Source organism: Acinetobacter sp. YH12052 (genome assembly GCF_013419835.1).
Classification (GTDB): Bacteria; Pseudomonadota; Gammaproteobacteria; order Pseudomonadales; family Moraxellaceae; genus Acinetobacter; species Acinetobacter amyesii.
This window is the reverse complement of sequence record NZ_VOZI01000028.1, coordinates 15,390-29,046: the sequence shown is the minus strand read 5'-3', so window position 1 is coordinate 29,046 and position 13,657 is coordinate 15,390. Positions and strand designations below refer to the sequence as shown.

9 protein-coding genes and 1 pseudogene are annotated in these 13,657 nt (G+C 42.7%); 4 read left to right on the top strand and 6 right to left on the bottom strand.

Annotation, left to right across the window (positions count from 1 at the left end; translation table 11 throughout):
- Nucleotides 1-90, top strand: a pseudogene (locus tag FTU06_RS15640) (IS5/IS1182 family transposase); the annotation flags it as partial.
- A gap of 141 nt (nt 91-231) precedes the next feature.
- Here the strand turns inward: FTU06_RS15640 and FTU06_RS15635 are convergent.
- On the bottom strand, nt 232-2,991 hold the full coding sequence (locus FTU06_RS15635; protein WP_373684712.1) for a DUF2339 domain-containing protein: 2,760 nt from the start codon (nt 2,989-2,991) through the stop codon (nt 232-234).
- Nucleotides 2,992-3,181: 190 nt separating this feature from the next.
- Here FTU06_RS15635 and polA point away from each other — a divergent pair, with 190 nt between their 5' ends.
- Complete coding sequence (gene polA, locus FTU06_RS15630) at nt 3,182-5,947, top strand: DNA polymerase I (RefSeq protein ID WP_180062973.1); 2,766 nt, start codon at nt 3,182-3,184, stop codon at nt 5,945-5,947.
- 161 nt (nt 5,948-6,108) lie between these two features.
- Here polA and FTU06_RS15625 read toward each other — a convergent pair whose 3' ends face one another.
- Genes FTU06_RS15625 through ppx form a run of 5 tightly spaced genes read right to left on the bottom strand, consistent with a single transcriptional unit; the run spans nt 6,109 to nt 11,218 of the window.
- The gene (locus tag FTU06_RS15625) at nt 6,109-6,672 is read right to left on the bottom strand and encodes a YggT family protein (protein ID WP_180135725.1); all 564 of its coding nucleotides are present in this window, start codon (nt 6,670-6,672) and stop codon (nt 6,109-6,111) included.
- A gap of 27 nt (nt 6,673-6,699) precedes the next feature.
- On the bottom strand, nt 6,700-7,530 hold the full coding sequence (proC, locus tag FTU06_RS15620; RefSeq protein ID WP_078189568.1) for a pyrroline-5-carboxylate reductase: 831 nt from the start codon (nt 7,528-7,530) through the stop codon (nt 6,700-6,702).
- Nucleotides 7,527-8,903: a tRNA lysidine(34) synthetase TilS gene (gene tilS / locus FTU06_RS15615; protein WP_180147503.1), complete on the bottom strand. Its 1,377-nt coding sequence runs from the start codon at nt 8,901-8,903 to the stop codon at nt 7,527-7,529. The genes proC and tilS overlap by 4 nt, the downstream gene beginning before the upstream one ends.
- Nucleotides 8,840-9,664 carry an acetyl-CoA carboxylase carboxyltransferase subunit alpha gene (locus tag FTU06_RS15610; RefSeq protein ID WP_078189570.1) on the bottom strand — a complete coding sequence of 275 codons (825 nt, stop codon included), beginning with the start codon at nt 9,662-9,664 and terminating at the stop codon, nt 8,840-8,842. Before FTU06_RS15610 ends, tilS begins: the two co-directional genes overlap by 64 nt.
- A gap of 33 nt (nt 9,665-9,697) precedes the next feature.
- Nucleotides 9,698-11,218 carry an exopolyphosphatase gene (gene ppx / locus FTU06_RS15605; RefSeq protein WP_180147501.1) on the bottom strand — a complete coding sequence of 507 codons (1,521 nt, stop codon included), beginning with the start codon at nt 11,216-11,218 and terminating at the stop codon, nt 9,698-9,700.
- 266 nt (nt 11,219-11,484) lie between these two features.
- On the opposite strand from ppx, the gene trxA reads away from it, so the two are divergent.
- Both trxA and rho read left to right on the top strand, forming a co-directional pair.
- Nucleotides 11,485-11,811, top strand: coding sequence for a thioredoxin (gene trxA / locus FTU06_RS15600; protein ID WP_078189572.1), 327 nt, complete (start codon nt 11,485-11,487; stop codon nt 11,809-11,811).
- Between the two features lie 323 nt (nt 11,812-12,134).
- Complete coding sequence (gene rho / locus FTU06_RS15595; RefSeq protein ID WP_067731074.1) at nt 12,135-13,403, top strand: transcription termination factor Rho; 1,269 nt, start codon at nt 12,135-12,137, stop codon at nt 13,401-13,403.
- Nucleotides 13,404-13,657 lie beyond the last annotated feature (254 nt).

Here is a 13,657-nt window from a genome sequence, read left to right as displayed (position 1 = left end):
AGAGGAATTGCCACAAGATACGATAAGCTAAAACGTAACTATCAAAGCGCTGTTGCTTTAGCTTGTATATTTATATGGTTGCCTCTTTAGCTCAATTTATCGGCTGTAAATGTCAACACACCCTAATGTTAAAAGCCCTGCATATCTTCAAATGTGCAGGGTTTTTTTATCATGTACTTTTATAGCCATCGACCTGTACAGCTTAGTGATCTCGTACCTTTAAGAATTTCATCATGGTTCAACCTTGTCATTCGGCATGGGTGCAATATAGGCAATCAAAAGCATGGCAAAACCTGCCGCCATAAATGAAATCACTCGCATGAGTGTGCCGACATGAGATAAATCCAGCAAGACCAATTTCAAAGTGACCAAGACCAAAATACTGCCGCCGAGCAGCCAAACTGAACGTAATTGGCGCTGAGTGGCAAAGCGCATACTCACCAAAGCCAATAACACCCACAGCACAGTAAAACTCAGTTGAACGGTCGCATCGCTCCAAATGTCTAAACTGTTATAAGGCGTATCCAGATACCTATGTAAGGCACGAAGCACGACATAGCTACTTAACCAAAGTAGCCCAAGGACACTCAACACGGCAGCCAAGCTACGATCTAAACCAGCTTTTAACTGTTGATTCAACATCCATAAAAAAGCCGCTAACAACAGCAAACTCACTGCATCAAAAGGATTCAGTATCGGCAAGATATATCCCACAAAGGCCTGCTGACTAAATAATTGCGAACTGATAATCCAACTTAAAGCCAAAAACAAGCTGCTACGCGCTTGCCAAAACATTTTCCAGACCGGTTGCTGCGCTTGCCAATAACACCATGCACAAAATATCAGCGGCAAAATTACCACACTGATATACGGCATACTGGGTATCAGCGTCAGACTGGTCCACGCCAAGCTACTCAAAATTCCGAGACTGACCCATTCTTTTTCTTCACGCACACCGAGTAATGGTCGTAGCCAAAGCAGCGTCAAGCTCAGCCCAGCGAATGCAAAATAAATCTGCTCCATCGTTGAATGCCAAATTAACTGACCGTTCTCACTCACTGAAATGACTTGGTACAGCCCCATCACATAAACAGGCACTAGACCCGTCCACTTAATGATGGACCAACTCCACGAAGCGTTTCGCTTTAACAAGCCTTCATTCACCACCAGATAAGCCACACTGACGATCAATAGACTCAAGGCCAATTGATGGCTAGTCTGCAGCCAATCTAAGAGCAACATGATGAACATGGTGGTTGCTGAGAGCATTTGCACACATTGAAAGGCAATACTCGAACTTGAAAGCTGTTTATGAAATGCAGGAACAGCATGCGTCACGATAATGGCCGCCAAATAGCTCAAACACACGCCCCAATACATCTGTGCAGGGAAATGTGGCAGTTGAACCAAATAATACAGACTTGAACAACCCGCCATCACCAAGAGCGCCATGCCTAAATAACGGCTGATATTGGACTGCTTGTATAGGGCATATATAAATATCAACGCACCTTCAACTGCCCAACCAACCACACTCCACTGCTCTTTCAATACTATCGGTGGAATCAATGCCAAGAATATTAAGGTCAAACTCAAATAACTTTGTGCAATCAGTGGGATCACAGCACTACGTTTACTGATGCTATACAGTGCGGCAAAAAGCGCTGCGAATAACAGGCTATACCCCGCCTGCCATACCGTTTCCTCAAAATACATCAAATACAATGCCAGATAAGCAAGCACTGGTGCAGCAAATATCAGTGCAATATCCAAGGCAGGTTTGAGTTGAAAATGCGCAAGATCCTGTTTCGCCAATAACTGACTAAAACGAAAACCGAGCCAAATAAAAATCGCAGCGTGGGCTAAAGCCAACACGCTCATCATCTGACGTTCGGTGGTGTATCCGTGGTAAAAAGCATATCCACCACCCATAATCACCGTCATCAAAAAAGCAATTTGATTTAGATATTTCCACGGTCTTAAAGTACTCATGAACGCAACAGCCAGATTAATTACAAGATAATAAGCAATAAATTCCGTTGCAGTTGCATCACGAACAGGCAAGGTAAATGGAGCAAGATAGGCGATCAGCATTGCCATGATTGCCAGTTCTACCGACTGTTGTTTCAGACTGAGCCAAATCGTCAATACCATAAGTGCAGCATATAGTAGACAAGCTATGCCAAAGCCCGGAATCACAGCATTGTAATAGGCAAAAAATAAAGTCAAAAACAGCGCTGCAAGACCTAGACCTTCTAGAGCCAAGGCAAAACTGCGATTTTTGGTTTGCAGCCAATATCCCAGTCCGACAACACCAGCACTGCTCAAACTCACAATCAGCAATTTCATGGCCAAGCTTAGTTGCCAATGCTCTGTGGCAAATCTAAGTAATAACACCACGCCAATCACCAAGACCAGTACCGCCACTTTCAACACGGGATTACCTTGAAAAAGCCATTGCTGAATTTGATTAGATAGATTTGGCGCAATCTTGGATAGTGTATTAGAAGGTGTTGAATTGAATGGTGTCTGATGTCTAGCTTTACCAATTGCCGTCTCGGGATGTACAGATGGTGTATCGTCCGAATCAAAATTTTCAGGACGGTCTATTGTCGACGCTGATATTGAAGTAGCTGCATGAATCGATTGCGACTGGAGCGCACGTCCTTGCAATAAATGCAGCTGATGTTCCAATCGCTTCAGCCAACGCAGAAAAAAATAGACCCACAGGCTAATCCCAATCGCAACCAAGTATCCCAGTTCTGTTAACACTCCAACGACCGTTAATAACGATGCAATATATAACGAAACCTTTGATGCCACTTGAAATGATTGTTTTGATGAGCTCAGTGCATCAGCGCCATGCTGTAAATCATCGACATAATTCATCACACTGAGCATAAAACCGATACCACTGATATAACTCAGGATACGGACATCTAAATACCATGCCCCGATCCCTACCATGATCAGCGTCATCAACCAAATCATCTTGATTTCATTATTCTGTTTCAGCATACCTGCTTCGTCATTTTCCTGAATGTTTTGATGATACATGAGCCTGACCGATGGATTAAAACTATTCATCAGTGATTCGGTAAGTTACATATACAATCTAGACTCAGCGTACGGGCAAAAAATCACGTACAATAAAACCGTTTTTAGGATTAGGAAATTATCAATGCCACCATTTGTCTTGGTCGATGGCTCATACTTTTTATTTCGTGCCTACCATGCACTGCCACCATTAACCACTTCAACCGGTTTGCATACCAATGCAATCCGAGGTGCCATTTCTGCCATCCAAAAATTAATGCGTCGTATCCAACCGACGCACATGGCCGTTATTTTCGATACACCTGAACCAACCTTCCGTCATGAATTGTCCCCGATTTATAAAGGTGACCGTCCAAGCATGCCTGAAGAATTATCACAACAAATTCCATATCTTCATGCATTAATTCGTGCTCTAGGGATTCCGCTGCATATGTTGCCAGGTGCTGAAGCCGATGACATTATCGGAACTTTAGCCAAACGCGCTGAAGCAGCCGGTCATCAAGTTTTGATCTCCACTGGTGACAAAGACATGGCGCAGCTCGTTACTGAGCGTGTCACTTTAGAAGACAGCTTCAAAGACAAACCGATGGACGTTCAAGGCGTTTTTGAAAAATTTGGGGTGTGGCCGAATCAAATCATTGACTACCTCACGCTGATGGGCGACGCCTCTGACGGCATTCGTGGTGTGCCCGGTGTTGGCGCAAAAACAGCAGCAAAACTTTTAACCGAGTACGGTTCGATTGGCGGCATTTTAGAAAATGTTGACAGTATTAAAGGTAAAGTCGGTCAAAACATTAAGGACAATGTCGAAGGGATTACTCTTGACCACCAACTGGCGAGCATTGTTTGCGACCTCGACATGGGCCTTAAATACGAAGATTTGAAACTTGCTGATCCAAATATTCCAGCTCTTCGTGATTTATATACTGAACTAGAATTCCGTAACCAACTGCAGTCATTAGATCATCCGAACAACCCAAATGGTGCAACCTACAAACAAGCAGCCAAAGCCATCAACACCACGGCGACTGTAGCCAATGCACCCGAAGTGGAAGATCAAGCGGACAAAACCAGTGTTGATGATTTACTCGGTGAAGCACGTTATCACACAGTATTGACCCAAGAAGATTGGGATGTGTTATTCAAGCGTCTAAGTACTGAAAAGCGTTTTGCCTTTGATACCGAAACCACTAGCCTTGACTACCGCGTGGCGCAGATTGTAGGTTTCTCGGTGGCTTTAGATGCACATGATGCCTATTACGTGCCGCTTGCGCATGATTATGAAGGTGCGCCGCAACAACTTGATCGCGACACAATTCTGAATCAACTCAAACCTTTACTTGAAGATAATGACGTACAAAAAATTGGTCATCATCTCAAATATGATGCACATGTCTTAGAAAATCATGGTATTCATTTGGCAGGTTGGTATTTCGATACCATGTTAGCCTCTTATGTCCTCAACTCTGTGGCAACTCGTCATGGAATGGATGACGTCGCGCGTTTGTATTTAAGTCATCTCACAACGACGTTCGAACAAGTGGCGGGCAAAGGTGCAAAACAAAAGACCTTTAACCAAATTGAGCTTGAAACTGCAGCCCATTATGCCGCAGAAGATGCCCATGTGACCTATCGTCTGTATGAAGTACTCGATAAAAAGTTACAAGCCCATCCGGAACTGATCAATATTTTGCACAATATTGAAATGCCGGTTGCCCGTGTTCTAACCTCTATGGAAGAAAACGGCATTGAGCTAGATATGAACTTCCTCGACCAACTCGGTGTGGAATTTGCCAATACCATTCAAAATTTAGAAACAGAAATTACCGATCTTGCGGGTCAAAGCTTCAATGTCAGCTCACCAAAACAAGTTGGTGAGATTCTGTTTGATAAATTAGGTTTAAAAGGCGGTAAGAAGACCTCTACAGGTCAGTACAGTACCAGTGAAAGTGTCTTAGAAAAAATCGACCATCCGATTACCGACTTAATTTTGGAATATCGTGGTCTCTCTAAACTGAAAAGCACTTATACCGATGGTCTGTTAAAACAAGTGAATAATGACACACATCGTGTGCATACCAGTTACCACCAAGCTTTAACGGCTACAGGTCGTCTGTCATCTACCGATCCAAACTTACAGAACATTCCTGTCCGTGAAGATATTGGACGTCAAATCCGTAAAGCCTTTATTGCACCTGAAGGTCGCATTTTACTGGCAGCCGATTACTCGCAAATCGAATTACGTTTAATGGCGCATTTCTCGCAAGATCATGCATTGGTCGATGCTTTTAATCATGGACAAGACGTACATAAACGTACTGCGGCAGAAGTTTTGGGCATTCCACTCGATGAAGTGACCAGCAACCAACGTCGTCAAGCCAAAGCGGTGAACTTCGGCCTGCTCTATGGTATGTCTGAATTTGGTTTGACCCGTCAGTTGGGTTTCACTCGAGAAGAGTCGCGTAACTATATTGGTAAATACTTCCAACGCTACCCTGGTGTTTTGGAATATATGGAACGTACTCGCCAAGTTGCACGTGAACAAGGTTTTGTGGAAACCATTTTAGGTCGTCGTCTGTATACACCAGACATTATGGCGAGCAACAAAATGGTGAAACAAGGCGCTGAACGTGCAGCGATCAATGCACCACTACAAGGTTCTGCAGCGGATATTATTAAATTGGCCATGATCGCCGTCGATAAAATCTTACCGAAAGATCAAGCCAAAATGTTACTGCAAGTACACGATGAATTGGTGTTTGAAGTTGATGCTGCAATTGCCGATGAACTGTCTGCCCAACTGACTGAAGTGATGCAATCTGTGTTGAAAATTTCCGTTCCACTGATTGTGGAAGTCGGTCAAGGCAATAACTGGGACGAAGCACACTAATTCATTCACGTTCATTCACACCTTTCTCCTTATAGGAGGAAGGTTGGGATGGAGGTGAGATGTTTCTTAGTTAGTAGAAATATCTTGTTTTACACCACATATTAAATCCACAAAAAAGGACGCCTCGGCATCCTTTTTAATTTAACTTGTCTTAGCTCAGATTAAAGACCAGTCAATAATGCAATTGCGACTTGCTTCATAATGGTTTCCGCAACCAACAATGCCAAAATCGCAAAAATTGGTGACAAGTCAATCATCCCCATATTTGGAAGAATACGGCGGAATGGTGCAAGTAGCGGTTCCGCCAGCTCTTGAACCACTTCAATATAAGGCGAACGTGACTGACTAAACATCACCACCCAACTCAAAATAATCGATGCAAAAATTAAGTAACGACAGAAACGGATTAAATCCTGAATCATGGTCACAAAGGTCATAATGATCAAATGGAATGGACTATTCACCGCCACTCCAGACAAATACATCAAACCAAACATTTTTAACAAATACAGAATCACCACCAACACCAAAGCTGCAGTATTCACTCGACCTTTGGCCAAAGTTGGGAAAATTCGGCTAAAGATATCGATAATTTTTGTTGCTTTTGCTGTTGCCAAAACCACAGGGTTATATGGACTCACGGCAGCAAGCTGCATTAAAAAACGGAAAAATACGAGCAAAATTGCAACGTTAATAATGATTCCAAAAATTTGAGCAGAGCCCATACTTGAACTTTCCTAAATCAAATCGAATTATTTGGTGCTTTCGCTTAACTCTTGTGCCAACTCTTGGCTACGCTTTTGCGCTGCGGCTAAAGCAGCCTGAATATTTTGTGAAATTTGAGCACGATCAAACACTTCAATCGCGGCTTGTGTTGTACCGTTTGGAGAGGTTACATTTTTACGTAACTCCGCAGGACTATTGGCACTGGTAATTGCCATTTGTGCGGCACCTAATGCAGTTTGCAAGGTTAGTGCTGTAGCCACTTTTTCATCCAAGCCCATGTTTTTACCTGCACGAATCATACTTTCCATCATATAGAAAAAGTATGCAGGGCCTGAGCCAGACACAGCTGTTACCGCATCAATCTGCGCTTCTGAGTTTACCCAAAGTGTTAAACCCGTTGAAGCCAAAACTTGACTTGCAAGATCACGATCTTCAGCTGAAACCGCTTCACCTGCATATAAACCATGCGCACCGGTTTGAACTAAAGCCGGCGTATTTGGCATGACACGAACAATACGCTCTGTGCCTAATAGTTTTGAAATCGTTGCAATTTCTGCACCTGCAACAATTGAAATCACCAACTTCCCTTCTAGCAACCCTTGTAATGGTGCCAAAACTTTTGCCAACACCTGAGGTTTAACGGCAAAAAGAACAATATCCGCATCTCGAATTGCTACAACATTATCATCCGTCACATGCAAATCTTTTTCAGCCAAAAGCTCACGTACTTTTTCTACGGGATCTGAAACTGTAATACGTGTAGTCGGGACACCACGTGCAATCAGGCCACCAATTAAAGCCTGTGCCATGTTGCCGCCACCAATGAAACTGATATTACAATTTAGAATTGCGCTCATGATTGAAGATCCGATATTGCAGATTTAGCGTTAAGAGATAATGTCGGTTGCCAGCCAGCTTGAGTACAAAATTCAGACTGTGCCAACCAAAAGCCCTGAGGCGTAAAGACGCCTAGCATAACATTATCTCGGCTTAATATTTGAATAGTATGACGCTGCCATGGAAAAATTTGCGCCTGCTGAATGGCTTTTTTCAACGGCCAACTTCCGACACGACCATACAAATGAATTTTTTCGCCGCCAAGACGTGGGCGAATCTGCAGTTGCTGCCCCAATAATTCAGGTGATAAGCCAACCTCTGAGGGTTGAATCACAAAATGTCCTGCAGGCAACTTGTGGCACTGACCTGCAACACAAGTTACAATCTCAACCTCTTGAATGGGTTCAGTTGGCAGATATTCCGCTTTGGCAATCCGATGAAGTTGCTGTTGAAAGCGCAGATAGTAAAATCCATTCCAGTGTAATGCCGCTTGCGAGTCTTCGCGTGAGCCAATCACTTCTGAAACTAAACGCTGTACCATTTCAAAACTTGGACGATATTGCCCCTCACCTTTCATCCAGTGCGATAACAACTGACGCTGACGTGCCAGACTGAGCTGTTGTAAAGCCGCCAAAGATAACACTTGCGATGAACCACAAGCCGCTAAATCTTGTTGCAACACCTCAAGTAAAATTTCATCAGCATCTTGCATCAAATAACTGGTTCGACTCAGAGCTTGCTGCATTTTAGGAAATCGACCACTGAGTACAGGCCATAGAATTTCACGACTCCACGCGCGGTCATAGTCGGTATCAAAATTAGTGAGATCTTGAATATTTTGCACATGCAGTTGTGCTGCCCATTGGCAAATTTGCTCACGTGAAAGATCCAATAGCGGACGCCATAAAGCAAAATCTTCACGTACATCGAATTTTTTCATGGCAGCAAGGCCATGGACACCCGCACCTGAAAGTAGCCGCAACATCAGTGTCTCGGCTTGATCTTGCTGATGATGCGCGAGTACCAATATTTCATCTGCTTGTAAATGTTGGGCAAAGGCTTGATAGCGGGCCGAGCGTGCTTGATTTTCAAGGTTACCTTGCGCAACCTGAACTTTTTGTATGATGAATGGAAGATTCAGCGCTGCACACTGAGCACGTACAAACTCCCCCCAAGCGTGACTACTCTCTTGTAGTTGGTGATCAATATAAATTACCCGTATTTTTTCAGGGCACAAAAACGGCATAAGATGCAGCAGCAACATGGAATCCATGCCACCACTACATCCTATTAAAAATCGGCTTTGTTCAGGCAGCGCCTGAATTTGACTTAAGCAGTCAGCCCTAAATTGTCGCTGCCAAACTTCATTAAACGCTGATAACGCGCTTCGCATCGTTCGTTTGCATCCATTGGTTGCAGTTCTTCTAGAGCTTGCTTCAAGACCACTTTCAAATCCTGCATGACTTTTTCAGGGTTTAAATGTGCGCCTTCCGCTTCGTCCACCACGTATTCCACAATGCCCATCTTCTGCAATTTATCTGCCGTCAATGCCAATGCTTCACTTGCTTGTTCTGCTTTCTCTGCAGTTTTCCACAAAATAGATGCACAGCCTTCAGGTGAAATCACTGAATAAATACTGTGAGATAGCATAATCACACGGTCAGCCACGCCAATACCGAGCGCACCACCCGAACCACCTTCACCCAATACCGTTGCCACTACAGGCACTTTAAGTGAAGAAAGCTGAGCCAAACTGGTTGCAATCGCTTCAGCCTGACCACGTTCTTCTGCACCTACGCCAGGGTAGGCACCCATGGTATCAATAAAAGTAAAGACAGGCAGATTAAAACGCTCCGCCATATCCAATAAACGCTGTGCTTTACGGTAACCTTCTGGGTTACTCATACCAAAATTATGCTGTAATTTTTCACGTGTACTACGACCACGGTGCTGACCTACGATCATCACAGGCTGACCATCTAAACGAGCCAAACCACCAATCATCGCGCCGTCATCACCAAATAGGCGGTCACCGTGCAAAGCATCGAACTCTGTAAAAATTTCGCCAACATAATCCAAAAACTGCGGACGTTCAGGATGACGTGCGATCTGAACCGTAGTCCAGGCTTTAGATTGAGCTGCTTTATTTTTCATAGGTCGATCATTATCCCTAACTTAACTGGTCTGTTAATTGATAAATTGTTCCGACTGGATATTCAGTTCAATATCCCAATGCTTAAATTGCACTTGCTCATCATGCAAGTCTGCAACCAACAAAGGCCACTGTTTGGCATCACCAGAAACACTAAGTTGCCATTGTTGCGCATTGTCCACGCTTAATTCAATGGCAGGAAGCATCTCATCGCTGCGACTATGATTTAATAAAACTGCTAAACGAAGCAATAGACATAAGTAAACAAGTTTGTTACCACCGACTTTTATCACATCGACACGTGCATCACTGCGCAACTTACGACGATGATGCGCCACTAAATGTGACAAATGGTTTTGATCAATTTGCGAGAAACCCGGAATATCCGAATGTTGCAACAAATAGGCACCATGACGATGGTAACCACTATGACTAATCGCTAAACCAATTTCATGCAAATACGCTGCACGACGCAGTAAATCACTGTCATCACTGGTCAAATTCAGTGCGGTCGCCACACCATTAAACAGTTGTTGCGCGGTATTGACTACACGCTCAGCTTGTTTCACATCTGCGTTGTAGCGACCCATCAACGCATGTACAGAACGATCTCGAACATCTTCATGTTGGAAACGACCCAAGAGGTCATACATCACGCCTTCACGTAATGCACCATCCGAATAGACCAATTTATCGATATTCAGCACATCAAAGATGGCATATAAAATGGCAATACCGGCTGGCAAAACTGCTCGACGGTCTTCTTTTAGACCATCAAATTCCATTTCATTGACATGCTTATATTTAAGCAATTTATCTTTGAGTTTAAATAGACCGTCACGTGTCAGTTCTTCCTGATCGTTACTCCAGCCCATATTGACACAAATCTGACGACACGCTTTGATCGTACCGCTTGAACCGACAACAGTATCCCAGCCCGCAGCTTTATAAGTGTTAGCAATACCTGCAATTTCCTTGCGAGCAGCATTTACCGCTTTATCAAAACTTTTCAGGTTAATTTCACCATCAGCAAAAAACGCTTTGGTAAAAGCGACACAGCCCATTTGCACGGATTCAGTATGAATCGGTTCAAACTCTTCACCAATAATCAGCTCTGTAGAACCCCCACCAATATCAATCACTAGACGACGACCACTGTTTGCCATGGTATGTGAAACTCCCAAATAAATGAGACGGGCTTCTTCACGACCAGCAATGATTTCAATGGGTTTCGGTAAAATTTCAGCGGCTTTTTGAATAAATTCATGACCATTTTTTGCTTGGCGCAAGGCATTGGTCGCCACAATACGTAAACGGTTGGCTTGGACAGGATTTAAACGCCCTACAAATCGTGCTAGGCAGGCTAAACCTCGTTGCTGTGCGGCTTCAGTCAAATTTTTATTTTCGTCTAGACCTGCGGCAAGCTGTACTTTTTCTGACATTGATGCAACTTTTTTCACTTCGCCATGGTCTACACGTGCGATAGCCAAGTGGAAGCTGTTCGATCCCATATCGATAGCAGCAAGTAATTCTTCATCAATCAAAAAATCAGACATTATTCAAAAAAACCTGTTCAGAATTGTACTTAGATTAATTCACATACATGCAATTTAAAAGCCATTTATGAGCAGTTCGAACGGAACTTATCGTTTTTTTATCTGAAGCAATGATAGTCATACACGATCATCGGCATCGTGATCATCCATTAGACAAACTGACCATTCAGGTCGAAAATTTACATAACCCCCTACATTGTTATAGTTGGCTATGTAATACTTATAAGCATAGAGTCAACTTAAAAATTAAATCCGGAGCAAAATCCATGTCTGGCAATATCGTAAATACAACTGATGCAAACTTCCAAGCTGACGTACTAGAGTCTGATACTCCTGTACTTGTAGATTTCTGGGCAGGTTGGTGTGCTCCTTGTAAAGCCATTGCACCTGTACTTGAAGTACTTTCAACTGAGTTTGAAGGCAAAGTTAAAATCGTTAAAGTAGACGTAACTTCTTGCGAACAAACAGCTGTAAACTACAACATCCGTAACATTCCTGCATTATTAATGTTTAAAAACGGCGAAGTTGTAGCAACCCAAGTCGGTGCCGCACCAAAATCTAAATTGACAGCTTTCATCGAAGAAAACATCTAATATTTTTTCGATAAAAACACTCGAAAATACGCTGTTTTACACAGCGTATTTTTTTGGTTGATAAATTGACAAATGCTGTGTTCTCTCTTATATTGTTTACTCAAGAAATTAAGGATCTCAAATCCTGTCATTTTCTTACAACACAACACATAAAATGCCGCTCGGCAACAGAATTGTTTTTCACATCTCTCTTCATATAACGAATCAGATCTCTGAATTGTTTTGTGCAAACCAATTGCTATCGTTTCTTGCATGATCGCGGCACATTTGTTGCTCCCTTTTCCAACCTGTACCTCAGAATTTTAGATTCTATCTGACCACCTATGAACTTAACCGAACTCAAGAAAAAACCGATTGGCGAACTCATCAAGATTGCCGAGTTTATGGGCCTCGAAGGAATGGCTCGTAACCGTAAGCAAGATATTATTTTTGCCATCTTAAAGCGCCACGCAATGAACGGCGAAGAGATTTTTGGTGATGGCGTTCTAGAAATTCTGTCGGACGGCTTTGGTTTCTTACGCTCTGCAGCGGGTTCTTACCTAGCCGGCCCTGACGATATCTATGTGAGCCCATCACAAATCCGTCGCTTCAACCTTCGTACTGGTGACACTATTACAGGTACGATTCGTCCACCTAAAGAAGGCGAACGTTACTTTGCATTATTAAAAGTTAATCAAATTAACTACGACACACCCGAAAACTCACGTAATAAGATTCTTTTCGAAAACTTAACACCTTTATTTCCAACCGAACAATTGGTAATGGAATTAGGTAATGGTACAACAGAAGACTTAACTGCGCGTGTCGTTGACTTGGTTGCTCCGATTGGTAAAGGTCAACGTTCAATTATCGTTGCACCGCCAAAAGCGGGTAAAACCATGTTGTTACAAAACATCGCTCAGTCGATTGTTCGTAACAATCCTGAATGTTTCTTGATTGTCCTTCTGATTGACGAACGTCCTGAAGAAGTAACAGAAATGGAACGTACTGTTCGTGGTGAAGTGGTTGCTTCAACATTCGATGAATCACCAGCTCGTCACGTACAAGTTGCAGAGATGGTGATTGAAAAAGCGAAACGTCTTGTAGAACACAAAAAAGATGTAGTGATTTTGCTTGACTCAATTACTCGTTTAGCCCGTGCTTACAACACCGTGATTCCGTCATCTGGTAAAGTTCTTACTGGTGGTGTGGATGCCCATGCTTTAGAACGTCCAAAACGTTTCTTCGGTGCAGCACGTAATATCGAAGAAGGTGGTTCACTGACAATTATCTCAACTGCGTTGATTGAAACTGGTAGTAAGATGGATGAAGTGATCTACGAAGAATTCAAAGGTACAGGTAACCAAGAAATTACCCTAGACCGTCGTATTGCTGAAAAACGCGTGTTCCCTGCGATGAACATCAAAAAATCAGGTACACGTCGTGAAGAGCGTTTGATGTCTGAAGATAACCTACGTAAAGTTTGGATTTTACGTAAATTGCTTCATACACAAGACGAACTTGCAGCGATGGAATTCTTGCTTGATCGCATGAAAGAAACCAAAACCAATGATGATTTCTTCGATCAAATGAAACGTAAAGCATCCAACTAAGTTGAATGTTTGACTGAAAAGGCCATCTATAACGATGGCCTTTTTATTTGGTTGACTTTAGTTACACAAAGAAACATTTGATAGATCTCCATGTAAACTTATTTTCAAGTTGATGATTATAAAAAATATATGTTAAAAAACCCTATTCTTTTTAGTAGTTTATTTGCTATTTCGCCAATATAAAACTTTCTCTTAATTGTTATTTTCTGTTAAAAAATGGCCGTTTTTCACCTATTTTTAACGGTTTTTTCAAA

Bases quoted from the DNA above. Each gene is read 5' to 3' on its own strand.
- FTU06_RS15625 (WP_180135725.1), bottom strand. From the start codon at position 6,672: ATGGGCTCTGCTCAAATTTTTGGAATCATTATTAACGTTGCAATTTTG.
- polA (WP_180062973.1), top strand. From the start codon at position 3,182: ATGCCACCATTTGTCTTGGTCGATGGCTCATACTTTTTATTTCGTGCC.
- rho (WP_067731074.1), top strand. From the start codon at position 12,135: ATGAACTTAACCGAACTCAAGAAAAAACCGATTGGCGAACTCATCAAG.
- FTU06_RS15610 (WP_078189570.1), bottom strand. From the start codon at position 9,664: ATGAAAAATAAAGCAGCTCAATCTAAAGCCTGGACTACGGTTCAGATC.
- tilS (WP_180147503.1), bottom strand. From the start codon at position 8,903: ATGCGAAGCGCGTTATCAGCGTTTAATGAAGTTTGGCAGCGACAATTT.
- proC (WP_078189568.1), bottom strand. From the start codon at position 7,530: ATGAGCGCAATTCTAAATTGTAATATCAGTTTCATTGGTGGCGGCAAC.
- ppx (WP_180147501.1), bottom strand. From the start codon at position 11,218: ATGTCTGATTTTTTGATTGATGAAGAATTACTTGCTGCTATCGATATG.
- FTU06_RS15635 (WP_373684712.1), bottom strand. From the start codon at position 2,991: ATGATTTGGTTGATGACGCTGATCATGGTAGGGATCGGGGCATGGTAT.
- trxA (WP_078189572.1), top strand. From the start codon at position 11,485: ATGTCTGGCAATATCGTAAATACAACTGATGCAAACTTCCAAGCTGAC.